Source organism: Micromonospora sp. NPDC020750 (assembly GCF_044334565.1).
Taxonomy (GTDB): Bacteria; Actinomycetota; Actinomycetes; order Mycobacteriales; family Micromonosporaceae; genus Micromonospora.
Genome location: NZ_JBIRTH010000003.1, coordinates 15,252 through 30,156 on the forward strand (window position 1 = coordinate 15,252; position 14,905 = coordinate 30,156).

Annotated in this window: 15 protein-coding genes; 8 read left to right on the forward strand and 7 right to left on the reverse strand. The window is 74.1% G+C overall.

Going from position 1 to position 14,905, the window contains the following annotated elements; genetic code table 11:
* Positions 1 to 171: 171 nt before the first annotated feature.
* Together ACH4T9_RS10275 and ACH4T9_RS10280 are read right to left on the reverse strand one after the other, a co-directional pair.
* Positions 172 to 816, reverse strand: coding sequence for an HAD family hydrolase (locus ACH4T9_RS10275; protein ID WP_396670787.1), 645 nt, complete (start codon positions 814 to 816; stop codon positions 172 to 174).
* A 63-nt stretch (positions 817 to 879) separates the two neighbouring features.
* A complete protein-coding gene (locus tag ACH4T9_RS10280) occupies positions 880 to 1,737 on the reverse strand; it encodes a carbon-nitrogen hydrolase family protein (RefSeq protein ID WP_396671445.1) in 858 nt (285 codons plus the stop codon).
* Between the two features lie 148 nt (positions 1,738 to 1,885).
* Here ACH4T9_RS10280 and ACH4T9_RS10285 point away from each other — a divergent pair, with 148 nt between their 5' ends.
* The 6 genes from ACH4T9_RS10285 to mug all read left to right on the forward strand — a co-directional run bounded on the left by ACH4T9_RS10285 (position 1,886) and on the right by mug (position 6,433).
* The gene (locus tag ACH4T9_RS10285; protein ID WP_396670788.1) at positions 1,886 to 2,458 is read left to right on the forward strand and encodes a TetR/AcrR family transcriptional regulator; all 573 of its coding nucleotides are present in this window, start codon (positions 1,886 to 1,888) and stop codon (positions 2,456 to 2,458) included.
* A 114-nt stretch (positions 2,459 to 2,572) separates the two neighbouring features.
* On the forward strand, positions 2,573 to 3,484 hold the full coding sequence (locus ACH4T9_RS10290; RefSeq protein WP_396670789.1) for a TIGR04222 domain-containing membrane protein: 912 nt from the start codon (positions 2,573 to 2,575) through the stop codon (positions 3,482 to 3,484).
* Complete coding sequence (locus ACH4T9_RS10295) at positions 3,481 to 4,392, forward strand: DUF692 domain-containing protein (RefSeq protein ID WP_396670790.1); 912 nt, start codon at positions 3,481 to 3,483, stop codon at positions 4,390 to 4,392. The genes ACH4T9_RS10290 and ACH4T9_RS10295 overlap by 4 nt, the downstream gene beginning before the upstream one ends.
* Positions 4,389 to 4,871: a hypothetical protein gene (locus ACH4T9_RS10300; RefSeq protein ID WP_396670791.1), complete on the forward strand. Its 483-nt coding sequence runs from the start codon at positions 4,389 to 4,391 to the stop codon at positions 4,869 to 4,871. Before ACH4T9_RS10295 ends, ACH4T9_RS10300 begins: the two co-directional genes overlap by 4 nt.
* A gap of 33 nt (positions 4,872 to 4,904) precedes the next feature.
* Entirely contained in the window at positions 4,905 to 5,666 is a 762-nt protein-coding gene (locus tag ACH4T9_RS10305) for an SDR family oxidoreductase (protein ID WP_396670792.1), read from the forward strand.
* 206 nt (positions 5,667 to 5,872) lie between these two features.
* On the forward strand, positions 5,873 to 6,433 hold the full coding sequence (gene mug, locus ACH4T9_RS10310) for a G/U mismatch-specific DNA glycosylase (RefSeq protein WP_396670793.1): 561 nt from the start codon (positions 5,873 to 5,875) through the stop codon (positions 6,431 to 6,433).
* Between the two features lie 36 nt (positions 6,434 to 6,469).
* Here the strand turns inward: mug and ACH4T9_RS10315 are convergent, their stop codons facing one another.
* The 3 genes from ACH4T9_RS10315 to ACH4T9_RS10325 form a co-directional block, all read right to left on the reverse strand.
* Entirely contained in the window at positions 6,470 to 8,449 is a 1,980-nt protein-coding gene (locus ACH4T9_RS10315) for an ABC transporter ATP-binding protein (RefSeq protein ID WP_396670794.1), read from the reverse strand.
* A gap of 149 nt (positions 8,450 to 8,598) precedes the next feature.
* Positions 8,599 to 9,366, reverse strand: coding sequence for an enoyl-CoA hydratase/isomerase family protein (locus ACH4T9_RS10320; protein ID WP_396670795.1), 768 nt, complete (start codon positions 9,364 to 9,366; stop codon positions 8,599 to 8,601).
* Positions 9,367 to 9,412: 46 nt separating this feature from the next.
* On the reverse strand, positions 9,413 to 9,640 hold the full coding sequence (locus tag ACH4T9_RS10325) for a helix-turn-helix domain-containing protein (protein ID WP_007462679.1): 228 nt from the start codon (positions 9,638 to 9,640) through the stop codon (positions 9,413 to 9,415).
* Between the two features lie 208 nt (positions 9,641 to 9,848).
* Here ACH4T9_RS10325 and ACH4T9_RS10330 point away from each other — a divergent pair, with 208 nt between their 5' ends.
* Entirely contained in the window at positions 9,849 to 10,442 is a 594-nt protein-coding gene (locus ACH4T9_RS10330; protein ID WP_396670796.1) for a cadmium resistance transporter, read from the forward strand.
* 99 nt (positions 10,443 to 10,541) lie between these two features.
* Here the strand turns inward: ACH4T9_RS10330 and ACH4T9_RS10335 are convergent, their stop codons facing one another.
* Positions 10,542 to 12,146 (reverse strand): ABC-F family ATP-binding cassette domain-containing protein, encoded by a 1,605-nt coding sequence (locus ACH4T9_RS10335; protein WP_396670797.1) that lies wholly within the window; start codon positions 12,144 to 12,146, stop codon positions 10,542 to 10,544.
* A gap of 245 nt (positions 12,147 to 12,391) precedes the next feature.
* Between ACH4T9_RS10335 and ACH4T9_RS10340 the strand changes: the two genes are divergently transcribed.
* A complete protein-coding gene (locus tag ACH4T9_RS10340) occupies positions 12,392 to 13,312 on the forward strand; it encodes a neutral zinc metallopeptidase (RefSeq protein WP_396671446.1) in 921 nt (306 codons plus the stop codon).
* A gap of 76 nt (positions 13,313 to 13,388) precedes the next feature.
* Here ACH4T9_RS10340 and ACH4T9_RS10345 read toward each other — a convergent pair whose 3' ends face one another.
* A complete protein-coding gene (locus ACH4T9_RS10345; RefSeq protein WP_396670798.1) occupies positions 13,389 to 14,729 on the reverse strand; it encodes a carbohydrate-binding protein in 1,341 nt (446 codons plus the stop codon).
* Positions 14,730 to 14,905: the final 176 nt, after the last annotated feature.

Genomic DNA, 14,905 nt, shown 5'->3' on the forward strand with positions numbered 1-14,905 from the left:
GAAGACGGCCATGACCGACCTCCTCTCCTCGACCGGGAACACCCCGGCTGCGCACTCGCGCGGCACCATGCTCGGCCGCGCCGACCCGCTCCGCAACCGATTTACCCGCCCCGCCGACGCCGGCCCGGGACGACGGGGCTCGGGCGGGCGCACCGCCACGGCCCGGAGGACTCAGGCGGCGAGCACCGTGGCGACGGCGGCGATCAGGCCGTCCACGGTGAACGTCGGGGCGAAGCGGGTGTCCGTCCAGGCCCGGCCCCGGTGCAGCCAGACGCTGGGCAGACCCACCGCCGCCGCCCCGCCGATGTCCGCTTCCGGGCTGTCCCCCACCACCCAGGCCCCGTGCAGCGGCATCCGGACCCGCCGGGCCGCCAGCGCGAAGATCCTCGGGTTGGGCTTGCTGACACCGACCTCCTCGGAGATCACCCAGTCGGCGACGAACCGGTCGAGGCCGGTTCGACGGATCATCGCGCCCTGCTGGCGTACGGCGCCGTTGCTGACCACCACCGGCATCCAGCCTGCCCCGTCGGCGATGCGCAGTGCGCAGGCCACCAGCGGATCCAGCCGGCTGTTGGCCAGCACCCCGTCGTGCAGCTGCTCGACCAGGTCGATCGAGGGGATGAGCAGCCCGTACCGGTCCCGGATCGCGTCCGCGACGTCCCAGCGGTCGGTCAGCCCGTCGGCGTCGACGGACAGCAGCCAGTCGATGTCGGTGGCCGGGGCGCCGACACCGTCGAGGAAGCGCTCGCCCCAGACACGGAACGGGCCGGCCCGGTCGAGCAGAGTGTTGTCCAGATCCAGCAGGAGCAACGGCACTCGGGCACCTTAAGGCAGAGGAGCCGCCGGCCGACAGGGTCAGCCGCGGCCACCTCGGTCAGCTCAGCCGCGCAGCGCCGCGCGGGCCGCCCCGGCGTCAGCGGGAATATCGGCCAGCATGGAGTGCTCCGCGCGGGTGTCCGCGAGCACCGCCGGGTCGAGGACGGCCACCAGCACGTCCTCGCCGGTGTCCGCGCCCCGGGCCAGCGGCCGGCCCTGCGGGTCGTAGACCGCCGCGCCGCCGTTGAACCGCCACGGGTCCGCCCCGTCGACGGCGTTGGCGAACACGACGAACATGGTGTTGTCCAGGGCCCGCGCTGCGTAGTAGAGGTCCCTGCGGTGGGCGGAGCCGGCGAGGTAGCCGCTCGGGCAGAGGTAGCCGTGCGCTCCGTCGGCCGCAGCGGCGCGGGCGTGCTCGGGGAAGCAGCCGTCGTAGCAGATGCCCAGGCCGAACCGCCAGTCGTCGACGAGCAGGGTCGCCCCACGCCGGCCGGGCTGGAACAGCTCGCGCTCGTCGCCCCAGAGCTGCTGCTTGTCGTACGCCACGCGGGCGACGCCGCCGCGGTCGACGGCCAGGGCGGAGATGGTCCGCCGGCCGTCCGGGTGCCGGACCGCCGCGCCGACCACCACGACCGCGGCGCCGTCGCGGGCCGCGGCCCGCAGCGGGTCGAGCCGGGCGTCGTCCACCGTGCCGTCCCCGGCCGCCGCGAGGTCGGTGCCGGCCGGGTCGGCGGCCAGCGTCGGCGGGTGGTACGCGGGCAGGAACAGCTCCGGCAGCACCACCACCCGCGCGCCCTCGGCGACGGCCCGGCCGGTGAGCCGGGCGGCGGTGATGGCGTTGCCGGCGACATCCCCGGGCACCGAATTGGCTTGGACGGCCGCCACAGTCAGGGGCGCGGCGGGGGCGGCGGGGGGTGTCATCACCGGGTGATCGTAGCCGGGCCGCAGGCGGTCGATCATCGCGCGCGGCCCGCCGGCACCCGTCGCCGCTGTGGGCGACCTCCCGCCACCGCCTCCAAGCCGTACGTACGGTTTGCAGAGCGTCCGGGCACCTGACACGATCAGTGCCGTGCCCAGAGTAAGTCAGGACCAGCTCGACGCCCGCCGGCAGGAGATCCTCACCGCGGCCCGGGCGTGTTTCGCCCGGCACGGGTACGAGGGCGCCACGGTTCGGCGGCTCGAGGAGGCCACCGGGCTCTCCCGCGGCGCCATCTTCCACCACTTCCGGGACAAGGACTCGCTCTTCCTGGCGGTGGCCGAGGACGACGCGGCGGCCATGGTGGAGACGGTCGCCCGCAACGGCCTGGTCCAGGTGATGCGGGACCTGCTGGCCCGGGCCGTCTCGCCCGACACCACCGGCTGGTTGGGCAGCCAGCTGGAGGTGTCCCGGCGGTTGCGCACCGACCCCGCGTTCGCCCGGCGCTGGGCCGAGCGCTCCGCCGCCATCGCCGAGGCCACCCGGGAGCGGTTGGTCCGCCAGCGGGAGGCCGGCGTGCTCCGCGAGGACGTGCCGATCGACGTGCTGGCCCAGTTCCTCGAACTCGCCTACGACGGCCTGGTGCTGCACCTGGCGATGGGGCGCCCGGCCGGCGACCTGGGCCCGGTGCTCGACCTGGTCGAGGAGGCCGTCCGTCGCCGCTGACCGGCACCCGCCCGGCCCGGTCTCGGTCCGGTAACTGCGCTCCCCGGCCGGGGCCCACCGTGGCGGGCCTGTTCCACAATGGGGCCGCGTCCCCTCGCGCGACAGGAGAGCAGCATGACCGTCATCGCGGCGCCCGGCGACACCTGGGGCATCTCCGGTCCCACCTTCCTCCGGGTCTATCTGCTGGCGGCCCTCGTGGTCGTCGTCGGCTCGATCGTGCACCGGCGCCGGGTCCTCGCCGGCCCCCCGGCCGCCGACGTCAGCCAGCTCGGTCCCCAGCAGGCGGCCTTCCTCAACGGCGGCAACCAGCTCGCGATCTGGACCTCGGTCAGCGGCCTGCGCGGCACCGGGATCATCGGCGTCCAACCCAACCGGCGGCTGGCGGTCGGCGGCCAACTGCCGCCCGGGTCCACCCCGCTGGACCGGGCGGTCCACCACGCCGCCAGCCGCAACCTGTACGCCAGCGAGCTGGGCCGCGACAGGTCGGTGCTGCGGGCGCTCGAACAGCTGCGTGACGGCCTGCAGCGGCAGGGCCTGGCGCTGACGCAGGCGCAGCGGCTCTCCGCCCGACGCGGGTCGTTCCTGCTGCTCTCGCTCGTGCTGCTCGGCGTTGCCCGGGTCGTCGCCGGGCTGGCCAACGACCACCCGGTCGGCTTCCTGATCCTCGCCCTGATCCCGCTGGCCGTCGCCGCCGCGCTGATCGCCCGGGTGCCCTGGCGGACCCGGGCCGCCGACGTCGCCCTGCGCGAGCTGCGCCGGCGCAACCTGCACCTCGCCCCCGATTCCGCCCCGGCATACGCCACCTACGGAGCGGCCGGCGCGGCGCTGGGCGTCGCCCTGTTCGGCACCGCCTCGCTCTGGGCGATGGACCCGGGCTTCGCCGAGCAGGCCGAGATCCAGCGGCAGGCGCTCTCCTCCGGTGGCGCCTCCAGCGGCGGCACCTCGTGCAGCGGCGGGGGGAGTTCGTGCAGCGGCGGCAGCTCCTGCGGCGGCGGGGGCGGTTGTGGAGGCGGGTGCGGCGGATGACCGGCCCGGCAACCGCCACGACCGACCCGGGCGCCTGGGTGGCCGAGGCGGGCCGGGACGCCGCCGGCGCAGGCGAGGCGGCCGGGGGCGGCCCGGGTCCCGCCGGGGTCGGCATCGGTTGGCGGCCGGAGATCGCCGGCTTCGTGGCCGAACTGCCGGGGCTGCGGTTCGTCGAGGTGGTGGCGGAGGCCGTCGCCCCGCAGGGGCCGCCGCCGGCCGGGCTCGCCGAACTGGTCGAGCGCGGCGTCACCGTCGTACCGCACGGTGTGCGGCTCTCCCTCGGCGGCGCGGAGCCGGTCGACCCGGCCCGGGTCGCCCACCTGGCGCGGGTCGCCGAACTGGTCGGGGCACCGCTGGTCAGCGAGCACATCGCCTTCGTCCGGGCCGGCGGGCTGGAGGCCGGTCACCTGCTGCCGCTGCCGCGCAGCCGAGAGGCCGTCGCCGCGGTGGTGGCAAACGTCCGCCGGGCGCAGGCCGAGCTACCGGTGCCCCTGGCGCTGGAGCCGATCGCGGCGCTGTTCGACTGGCCGGACGACGAGCTGGACGAGGCGGACTTCCTCACCGAGATCCTGGACGCCACCGGCGCGACGCTGCTGCTGGACATCGCCAACGTGCACGCCAACGCCCGCAACCGGGGCACGGACCCGCTCGCCCTGCTGGATCGGCTGCCGCTGGACCGGGTCGCGTACGTGCACGTCGCCGGCGGCGCCGAGCAGGGCGGCTTCTACCACGACACGCACACCGACCCGGTGCCGCCGGTCGTGCTCGACCTGGTCGGCGCGCTGTGCGCCCGGCACCGCCCGCCGGCGCTGCTGCTGGAGCGCGACGGTCGCTGGCCGCCCGCGCCGGAGCTGCGCGCCGAGCTGGACGCGATCGCCGCCGCGTCCGGGTACCCGGTGGTGACGTGAGCGACGACCGGGGCCACCCCGCTGCGTCTCACCGGCCCGGCACCCTGGCCGCCCGGCAGGCCGAGCTGGTGGCGGCCCTGGTCGCGGGCGGGCCGCTGCCGCCCGGGTTCGCCCCGGGGCCGGTCGATGCCGCCCGCCGGGCCCTGCTGCGCAAGCGGGCCGGCGACGTGGCCCGGCACTGGCCACTACTCGCCGCCGGGCTCGGTGCGGCCTGGCCGGCGACGTTCGCCGGGTGGGCCGCCGGCCGGCCCACCAGCGGCTCGCTGCGCGACGGCTGGGACCTGGCCCGGGAGCTGCGCGAACGGGGCCAGCTGCCGCCGCTGGGCGCCGAGGAACTGGCCGCCCGGGAAGCGGCCAGCCGTTACGACGGCGCGGGGGCGCCGCGCCGTCGCCGGCTGCCGGCCGTGGCCCGCACCGGCGGCGCCGTCGCGGTGCAGCTCGCCGGCCGGGTACGCCTGCTTCGCCCGGCCCGTCGCTGACCAGCTCCCGCGTCGTACGGCAGGATCGGTGCCATGGATCTGGGACTCACCGACCGGGTGTACGTGCTGACCGGCGCCTCGCGCGGGCTGGGCTTCGCCACCGCCGAGTGTCTCGTCGCCGACGGGGCGCGGGTGGTCGTCTCCGCCCGGGCCCCCGAGCGGGTGGCCGGGGCGGTGCAGCGGCTCGGCGGCCCGGAACGGGCCATCGGGCTGGCCGCCGACCTGGCCGACCCGGCCACCCCCGACCGGCTGGTCGCCGCCGCCCGGGAACACTTCGGCCGGCTCGACGGCGCGCTGGTGTCGGTCGGCGGCCCACCCCCGGGCACGGCGGCCGGGGCGACCGACGCGCAGTGGCGCGAGTCCTTCGAGACCGTCTTCCTCGGCACCGTCCGCACCGCCCGGACGGTCGCCGCCGGGCTGTCCGACGGTGGGGCGATCGGGCTGGTCCTGTCCAGCTCGGTGCGCAGCCCACTGGCCGGGCTGGGCATCTCCAACGGGCTTCGGCCGGGCCTGGCCGGGGTGGCCAAGGACATGGCCGACGAGTACGGCCCCCGGGGCGTGCGGGTCGTCGGCCTGCTCCCGGGGCGGATCATGACCGACCGGAACCGGGAGCTGCTCGCCGCCTCCGGGGATGCGGTGCGGGCCCGGGCCGAGGCCGAGGCCGGCATCCCACTGCGCCGCATCGGCGAGCCGGCGGAGTTCGGCCGGGTCGCCGCGTTCGTCCTCTCCCCCGCCGCCGGCTACCTGACCGGGATCACCCTCCCGGTCGACGGCGGCGCGCTGCGCGGCCTCTGATGCCCGCCCGTGCGCCCGGGCCCAGCCGGGAGCCGACGCCGACCTCCCCGGCACCGACCGGATCTGCCCCGACCGGACCGACGCCGAGGGGATCGGCCCTGACCGGAGCGAAGCCCGCCGGAGCGAAGCCGACCGGAGCGAAGCCGACCGGAGCGAAGCCGACCGGAGCGAAGCCCGCCGGAGCGGCCCCAGCCAGGGCCGGCGGGGTGGACCGGGGCCGGCGGCCGACGCGGGAGGAGTTGGTCGCCGCGGCGGACCGGGTGATCCCCGACGTCATCGCGCCGGGGCTGGCCGTGCTCTTCGTCGGGATCAACCCCGGGCTCTGGTCGGCGGCGACCGGCTGGCACTTCGCCCGGCCCGGCAATCGGTTCTGGCCGGCCCTGCACCGGGGCGGCTTCACACCCCGGCAGCTGCACCCGAGCGAGCAGGACGCGCTGCCCGGGTACGGGCTGGGCATCACCAACATGGTCGCCCGGGCCAGCGCCCGGGCCGACGAGCTGACCGCCACCGAGCTGGTCGACGGGGCAGACATCCTGGCCGACAAGGTGCGGCGGCACCGGCCTGCCTGGGTGGCGGTGGTCGGGGTGACCGCGTACCGGATCGGGTTCGGTCGGCCGAAGGCGGCCTTCGGGCCGCAGCCGGAACTGCTCGGCGACGCCCGGCTGTGGGTGCTGCCCAACCCGAGCGGGCTGAACGCCCACTTCACGGCGGAGACCCTGGGCGTGGCCTTCGGCGAGCTACGCGCCGCGACCGCCACCCCGGCCTGACCTGGCCGGCCTGACCTGTGCCGGCAGGCGGGCCGGTCAGTTGGCGGTGGCCGGGGGCATCGCCTCGTCGGCGACGTAGTTGGCCATCGGCATGGTGATCACGGTCTCCCGCCCGGTCGCGTCGAAGTACGGGGCGGGCGACTCGGCCAGCGCGAACTGGGTGCGGTACAGCTCGGCGTAGAGCCCGCCGACAGCAACCAACTCCTCGTGCCGGCCCCGCTCGATGATCCGGCCCTCGTCGAGGACGAGGATCTGGTCGGCGTCCCGGACGGTGGAGAACCGGTGCGCGATCACCAACGCGGTACGCCCGGTCAGCGCCACCGACAGGGCCCGCTGCACCGCCGCCTCACTCTCCGAGTCCAGGTGCGCGGTCGCCTCGTCGAGGATCACGATCGACGGGGCCTTGAGCAGCAGCCGGGCGATCGCGATGCGCTGCTTCTCGCCGCCGGAGAAGCGGTACCCCCGCTCGCCGACGGTCGTTGCCAGCCCGTCGGGCAACGACCGGACCAGGTCGGCGACCTGCGCCCCCGCGAGGGCCGCCCAGATCTCGTCGTCGGTGGCGCCCGGTTTGGCGTAACGCAGGTTCTCGGCGATCGTCTCGTGGAAGAGGTGGGAGTCCTGGGTCACCACGCCGATCTCGTCGCGCAGCGAGGCGAGCGTGGCGTCCCGGACGTCGACCCCACCGACCAGCACCTGGCCGTCGCTGACGTCGTAGATCCGGGAGACCAGCATGGACAGGGTGGACTTGCCGGCCCCGGACGGGCCGACCAGGGCCACCATCTGACCCGGCTCCACGGCGAACGAGACGCCCTTGAGCACCGGCTCGTTGACGGTGCGGTCCAGCGTGGTGACCTCTTCGAGGGAGGCCAGCGACACCTCGGCGGCGCTCGGGTAGCGGAACCGGACGTCGTGGAACTCGACCCGGCCGTTGCCGCGTGGCACGGCGACGGCGTCCGGCTTCTCCTCGATGCCGGGGCGCAGGTCGAGCACCTCGAAGACCCGGTCGAAGGAGACCAGCGCGCTCATCACGTCCACCCGGACGTTGGACAGCGCGGTCAGCGGGCCATACAGGCGGGTGAGCAGCAGCGCCAGTGTCACCACCGTGCCGGCGCTGACACCGCCGGTGACCGCCAGCCAGCCGCCGAGGCCGTAGGTGAGCGCCTGTGCCAGCGAGGCGACCAGCAGCATCGCCACGAAGAACGTCCGGGAGTACATGGCTGACTGGATGCCGATGTCGCGGACCCGCTCGGCCCGGCCGGCGAACCGGCGCGCCTCCATGTCGGGCGACCCGAACAGCTTGACCAGCAGCGCCCCGGCCACCCCGAACCGCTCGGTCATCGTGGCGCTCATCTTGGCGTTGAGGTCGTACGACTCGCGGGTGATGTCGGCCAGCCGTCGGCCGACCCGGCGGGCCGGGATGATGAAGATCGGCAGCAGGATCAGCGACAGCACGGTGATCTGCCAGGAGAGGGTCAGCATCACCACGGCGGTGAGCACCAGCTGGATGACGTTGCTGACCACCCCGGAGAGGGTGGAGGTGAACGCCCGCTGCGCCCCCATCACGTCGTTGTTGAGCCGACTGACCAACGCGCCGGTCTGGGTGCGGGTGAAGAACTGCAGCGGCATCCGCTGGACGTGGTCGTAGACCCGGGTCCGCAGGTCGAGGATGATTCCCTCACCGATCCGGGCCGAGTACCACCGCTGGGCCAGCGAGAAGAGCGCGTCGGCGACCGCCAGGGCGGCGATGACCAGGGCCAGCCGGACCACGGTCGACCCGGCGTCCGGGCCACTGCGGCTGATCGCGTTGATCACGTCACCGGCGAGCACCGGGGTGGCGACGCCGATCACCGCGGCGATCACCACGGTGACCAGGAAGACGACCATGTCCCGCCGGTAGGGCCGGGCGAACTCGACGATCCGCCGGGCGGTGCCGCTCTTGAGCTGGTGGGCGGAGACCTCGTCCCGGTTGCGCATCGACCGGATCATGTTCCAGCCGGCCATGCCGCCGTCAGACATCGCGCGTCACCTCCGGGTCGTGGGCGGACTCGTGCCGTCAGGTCGATTCTCCCGACGCCTACGACAACCTCGGCCGTAACCCGAATCTTCCCGGGCAGTCCTTACTGTCCGGACCGCCCGGCGAGACCGTTCCGGCCTGCCCGGCGCGGCTATTCGCCGCGGCCGGCGAGGTCTCGGAGGCGGCGGGTCTGGGCCTCCCGCTCGGCCCGCTGCTGCTCGGCGTGGGACCGGCCGGCGGCGCCGGCGAGCAGCGCCTTGATCTCCACCACGGCGTTCCGGTCGTTGGCGAGCAGACCGGCGGTGAGGTCACGCACAGCGGCATCCAGCTCGGCGTTCGGCACCACCAGGGTGGCCAGCCCGAGCCGGTCGGCCTCGGCGGCGTCCATCCGCCGGCCGGTGGCGCAGATCTCCAGGGCGCGGGCGTAGCCGACCAGCTCGACCAGCCGCTTGGTGCCGGCCAGGTCGGGGACGAGGCCCAGGGTCACCTCGGCCATGGAGACCTTGGCGTCGGTGGCCAGCACCCGCAGGTCGCAGGCGAGCGCGAGCTGGAACCCGGCGCCGATGGCGTGCCCCTGCACGGCCGCCACCGAGATCACGTCCGGCCGATGAAGCCAGGTGAAGCCGCCCTGGAACTCCGCGATCTGGTCGGCGCACTCCTGCTCGGGCAGGGTGGCCAGCTCGGCGAAGGAGCCTGGGCCGGAGGCACCGGCCACCGACAGGTCGAGACCGGCGGAGAACGCCCGCCCCTCGCCGCGCACGACGACGACCCGCACGTCACCGGGCAGGTCGCGGGAGAAGTCGCTCATCGCGCGCCACATCGCCGGGGTCTGGGCGTTGAGCACGTCGGGCCGGCACAACGTGACCGTCGCGACCGGCCCGTCGCAGTCGAGTCGTACCCCGGCCGCGCCGGGGGTCACCGGGCGGCCCGGGGGACGGCGCTGGTGGACGACGTCGGTGGGCGGGTCACGCCTTCTTGCGACGCCGGGCGCCGCCGCGTTGACGCAGCTGGACGCCGGATTCGGTGAGCACCCGGTGGATGAACCCGTAGGAACGCCCGGTGGAGGCCGCGAGCGCGCGGATGCTCTCCCCCGAGGTGTACCGCTTTACCAGGTCCTTGGCGAGCGTCTGACGCTCGGCTCCGACGATCCGGCGACCCTTCTCAGTGCTGGTGGCTGTGCCAGTGGCTGCCATGCTGATTCCTCACGTCCCAGACTGTGCGGTTCGGATACGGTCCCACCTATTAGACCGCCTCGAACGATCATGCGCCAGATATCAACTATTCGCCAACCGACACGCTATGCAGTGTCGGTTAACCGATAGGGTGACGGTTGCGGACGGCTGACTGTGCCCCTGCGGGCGGCAGCCGGGGCGGGCGCGCGGCGGCCGTACCCTGCCTGGCGTGACCGACCTGATCGCGACCGCGGCCGCCGCGGCGCTGGTGTTCGCCGCCACCAACGTCGACGACGTCATCGTGCTGACCGTGCTCTTCGTGGCAGCCCGGAGCACCGGGCGGCCCCGGCCGTGGCACATCGTCGGCGGCCAGTACCTGGGCATCGGCGCGCTGGTCGCCGCCGCCGTGGTGGTCGCCGCTGGGCTGCTCGTGGTGCCCGACCCGTGGACCGGCCTGCTCGGCCTGCTGCCGATCGCACTCGGCGTGCGCGCCCTGTTGGCCCGGCACGCCGACGCCGAGCCGCCGGCCGTGGTCGGCGGGCTGCTGGGCGTGACCGGGGTGACGATCGCCAACGGCGCCGACAACATCGCCGTGTATGTGCCGGTGTTCCGCGCCCTCGACCCGGTCGACGGACTGGTCTGGCTGGTGGTGTTCGCCGCGCTGGTCGGGCTGTGGTGCGCGGTCGCCGCCGGCCTCGGCGGCCACCCGGCGGTGGTCCGGCTGGTCGGCCGGGCCGGCCACTGGCTGGTCCCGGCCGTCTTCGTCGCCATCGGCATGGTGATCCTGGTCAGCTCCGGCGTGCTGACCCATTTGACCGCCTGACCCCGCCCCGCCGGGAGGTCAGGGAGTGCGGCGCTTCCCGAAAGGTGCGTAATTTCGCTTTCCGCCCAGCACTGCTCCGCGACCGGCGCGGCGGGCGGCTCAGGCCAGCTCGACCAGTTCGAGCAGGTCGTCGCTCCAGGCGTCCTCGTCGCCGTCGGGGAGCAGGATCGCCCGGTCCGGCTTGAGTGCCAGCACCGCTCCGGGGTCGTGGGTGACCAGCACGATGGCACCCGGGTAGTTGGCGATGGCGTCGAGCACCTGCTCCCGGCTGACCGGGTCGAGGTTGTTCGTCGGCTCGTCGAGCAGCAGCACGTTGGCGCCGGAGCAGACGAGGGTGGACAGGGCCAGCCGGGTCTTCTCCCCGCCGGAGAGCACCCCGGCCGGCTTGTCCACGTCCTCGCCGGAGAACAGGAACGCGCCGAGGATCTTCCGCAGCTCGGTGTCGGTCTGCTCGATGGCGGCGGCGCGCATGTTCTCCAGCACCGTCCGGTTCACGTCCAGGGTCTCGTGCTCCTGGGCGTAGTAGCCCAGCCGCAGCCCGTGCCCGGCGTGCACCTCGCCGGTGTCCGGCTTGAGCAGGCCGCCGAGCATCCGCAGCAGGGTGGTCTTGCCGGCGCCGTTGAGGCCGAGGATGGCCACCCGGGAGCCCCGGTCAACCGCCACGTTGACGTCGGTGAAGATCTCCAGCGAGCCGTACGACTTGGACAGCCCGGACGCGGTGAGCGGCGTCTTGCCGCACGACGCGGGATTCGGGAAGCGGACCTTGGCCACCCTGTCGGAGACCCGGACCTCCTCCAGCCCGGAGATCAGCTTCTCGGCCCGGCGTGCCATGTTCTGCGCGGCGACGGTCTTGGTGGCCTTGGCCCGCATCTTGTCGGCCTGGGCCATCAGCGCGCCGGCCTTCTTCTCGGCGTTGGCCCGCTCCCGGCGGCGACGCCGCTCGTCGGTCTCCCGCGCCTCCAGGTACGCCTTCCAGCCCAGGTTGTAGACGTCGACCACGGAACGCGTGGCGTCGAGGAACCAGACCTTGTTGACCACCGACTCCAGCAACGCGCCGTCGTGGGAGATCACGATCAGCCCGCCCTTGTGGTTGGCGAGGAAGCCGCGCAGCCAGGTGATCGAGTCGGCGTCGAGGTGGTTGGTCGGCTCGTCGAGCAGCAGGATGCCGCCGCCGTTCTCCCCGGCGTCGCGGAACAGGATCCGGGCCAGCTCGATGCGGCGGCGCTGACCGCCGGAGAGGGTGCCGATGGTCTGGGCGAGGGCCCGGTCGGGCAGGCCGAGGTTGGCGCAGATCCGGGCGGCCTCGGCCTCGGCCGCGTACCCGCCGAGGGAGGCGAACTGGTCCTCCAGGGCGCCGTAGCGGCGGACCAGCTTGTCTTCGACGCTGTCGGCGAGCCTGGCCTCGACCTCCTGCATCTGGGCCATCAGCACGTCCAGGCCCCGGGCGGAGAGCACCCGGTCCCGGCCGGTGACCTCCAGGTCACCGGTGCGTGGGTCCTGCGGGAGGTAGCCGACGGCGCTGCGCCGATCGATCTGGCCGGCGTACGGCTGCCCCTCCCCCGCGAGCACCTTCAGGGTGGTGGTCTTGCCGGCGCCGTTGCGGCCGACCAGGCCGATGCGGTCGCCCGGCTGCACCCGCAGGGTGGTGTCGGACAGCAGGATCCGGGCGCCGGCGCGCAGTTCCAGGCCGGTGGCAGTGATCATCTGAGGGGCTCGCTCTCGAGGTCTGGAAGGGCTGACTCAGGGCACGCGAAAGCGCCGGCGGGTCGATGGTTCCCGTCGGCGCGGGGCGGTTCAGCCTTCGCAGAGCAGCACGCCGCAATTGTACCGGGCGTCCCCGAGGACGCCGCCACGGTTACCGATCAAGATCATCGGGTACCAGAAACGCCGTCCGGACCCGGTCCGGTACCGCAACCGCCAAACGTGATGAATCGGTGATCGGGGTCAACATGGAGCTGAACGAGAACGCGCGGGTCGACACCAGTCAGGTGGACGATCGGCGGGGGTCCGGAGGAGGCGGCGGCCTGGGTGGCATCCCCATCCCGATCGGCGGTGGGCGCGGCGGCATCGTCGGCATCATCGTCGCGGTGCTGGTCGCCCTGGTCGGCGGCGGCTTCGGCCTGAACGCGATGACCGGCGGAGACGGCGGCTCCGAGCAGGGCGACAACACCTCGCTCACGCAGAAGTGCTCGGCCGAGGACGCCCTGAAGCAGCTCGACTGCCGCAACACCCTCTACGTCAACTCGATCCAGGCGTACTGGCGCACCGCGCTGCCGGAGGTCTTCGGCGAGCAGTACCGGGCCTCGAAGACCGTCTTCTTCAGCCAGGGCGTCAACACCGGCTGCGGCCAGGCCGACTCCGGCGTCGGGCCGTTCTACTGCCCCGCCGACGACCTGGTCTACATCGACCTGACCTTCTACCAGCAGCTCGCCGACCAGCTCGGCGCGAAGGGCGAGTTCGCCCAGCCGTACGTGCTGGCCCACGAGTACGGCCACCACGTGCAGGACCTGCTCGGCACCGAGGCACAGATGCGCCGCCAGCAGCAGCGCGACCCGAACAACGCCAACGCGCTGTCGGTGAAGCTGGAACTCCAGGCCGACTGCTATGCCGGCGCGTGGGCCAAGAACGCCACCGGCACCGCCGACGAGAAGGGCCAGAAGATCTTCAAAAGCATCACCGAGCAGGACATCCAGCAGGCCATCGACACCGCCGAGAAGATCGGCGACGACGCCATCCAGAAGCGCTCGGGCCGCCCGGTGAACCCGGACGAGTTCACCCACGGCACGTCCGAGCAGCGCAGGCAGTGGTTCACCAAGGGGTACGACACCGGCGACCCGAAGTCCTGCGACACCTTCGGCGGCAGCCTCTGACCCGCCGCCCCGGTACCCGCGGGACGGGCCCGGTCGCCACCACGGCGACCGGGCCCGTCCCGTCCCTCGAGAGGACTCAGACCTGCTGCCACAGGGCGGGGACGATCGGCGGCTCCCAGCCCACCTGGGCCGTGTGCCCCTGCAGGCACCGGTACGACTGGCCGCCGTAGATCACCGTCGCCCCGGCGGCGTACGAGGTGCCCGCCTGCCAGGTCGTGTCACCGGGCGGATTGCCGGTGCCGGTGGGGGTGGGGGTGGGCGTCGGGCCGCCGGAGGTGATCAGGCTCAGCCCGTACGCGGCCAGGATCGGGTTCACCGGCTGGAAGTACATGGTGGCGCCGCTGGTGCAGTTGCCCGAGCCGCCGGAGGTGACCCCCTGGGCCTGGCTGCCGGCCAGCCAGGAACCGCCGGAGTCACCCGGCTCGGCGCAGGCGTTGCTGCGGGTCAGCCCGGAGACGGTGCCCTCGGGGTAGGTGACGGAGGCGTTCTTCTGCTGGATGGTGCCGCAGCGCCAGCCGGTGGTGGACCCGGACCGGCAGACCGCCGCGCCGACGGCGGCCTCGGTGCTGCCGGCCACGGCGACCGTGCCGCCGGTGTAGTTGTTCACCAGCCCGCGCGGGGTGTTACCGGCATCCACCTGCACCCAGGCGTAGTCCCGGCCGGGGAAGGTGGAGCCCCGGAACGTGCCGCCCGGCTGGGAGGTCCGGGCACCCGTGCTACCGCAGTGCCCGGCGGTGACGAACCCGCCCTGCACGGAGAAGCCGATCGAGCAGCGGCTGCTGCCGATGTAGTACGCGTTGCCGCCGATCACGTCGGCGTACGGCCGGGGGTCCTCCGTGGTGGCCTGGACCCGGACCGTGCCGGCCGGCGCGCCGGCGGCGAACGCCTCGGCCTCGGCGTCGCCGCCGGGTCGGGCCAGCACCACGACGCTGTTCGTGGGCAGGTCGGCGTACCAGCCGACCACCCCGTCGGGCACGTCACCGGCCCGCCGGTCCAGCCGGTCCACCACCGCCGCCAGGGCCTGCTCGCCGTGGCGCACCCGCACCGGGACCGCGCCGAGACCACGCACCGTCGCGGCGTCGGCGGCGGTGGTGACTCCGACGCTCACGGCGGCGCCGTCGGGAGTCACCCAGGCGCCCCCGTAGCGGCTGCCGAGGGTGGCCATCAGCACCTGCTGGACCCGGCCGGCCCGGGCGTCGGTGTCGAGCCGGGCTCGGGCCTGCCCCGGGGTCAGCCGCAGGTCCCGCTGGAGTGCGGCGAACATCTCCGGCGCGATGCCGTCGGGGGCCGCCACGCCGGCCGGGCCACCGGCGGCCGGACCGGCACCGGGGTCGGCCTGCGCGGTCAGGGTGAAGGTGAGCACCGTGGCGGCGGCGCCCAGGAAGGCGACGGCCATGGTGGCGGGTCGTCGGCGCATGGGGATCTCCTCGGGGACGGGGGAGGAACCGGGTGGGCGGCGGGCGCGGTTGACCGCCCGCCCGCCGCGCTACCGGCGAGCCAACTTTTGTTGTTAACTCTGTTGCCAGTACGGTAAGTGAGGTATCCGGATGCGTCAATGCGTTTCCCGATCGGCCGCATCCGGCTGCCGTGACC

What these genes read in the sequence shown, in the direction of transcription:
- ACH4T9_RS10280 (WP_396671445.1), bottom strand. Translation starts at nt 1,737, where the DNA reads ATGACACCCCCCGCCGCCCCCGCCGCGCCCCTGACTGTGGCGGCCGTC.
- ACH4T9_RS10290 (WP_396670789.1), top strand. Translation starts at nt 2,573, where the DNA reads ATGACCGTCATCGCGGCGCCCGGCGACACCTGGGGCATCTCCGGTCCC.
- ACH4T9_RS10295 (WP_396670790.1), top strand. Translation starts at nt 3,481, where the DNA reads ATGACCGGCCCGGCAACCGCCACGACCGACCCGGGCGCCTGGGTGGCC.
- ACH4T9_RS10305 (WP_396670792.1), top strand. Translation starts at nt 4,905, where the DNA reads ATGGATCTGGGACTCACCGACCGGGTGTACGTGCTGACCGGCGCCTCG.
- ACH4T9_RS10315 (WP_396670794.1), bottom strand. Translation starts at nt 8,449, where the DNA reads ATGTCTGACGGCGGCATGGCCGGCTGGAACATGATCCGGTCGATGCGC.
- ACH4T9_RS10325 (WP_007462679.1), bottom strand. Translation starts at nt 9,640, where the DNA reads ATGGCAGCCACTGGCACAGCCACCAGCACTGAGAAGGGTCGCCGGATC.
- ACH4T9_RS10335 (WP_396670797.1), bottom strand. Translation starts at nt 12,146, where the DNA reads ATGATCACTGCCACCGGCCTGGAACTGCGCGCCGGCGCCCGGATCCTG.
- ACH4T9_RS10340 (WP_396671446.1), top strand. Translation starts at nt 12,392, where the DNA reads ATGGAGCTGAACGAGAACGCGCGGGTCGACACCAGTCAGGTGGACGAT.
- ACH4T9_RS10345 (WP_396670798.1), bottom strand. Translation starts at nt 14,729, where the DNA reads ATGCGCCGACGACCCGCCACCATGGCCGTCGCCTTCCTGGGCGCCGCC.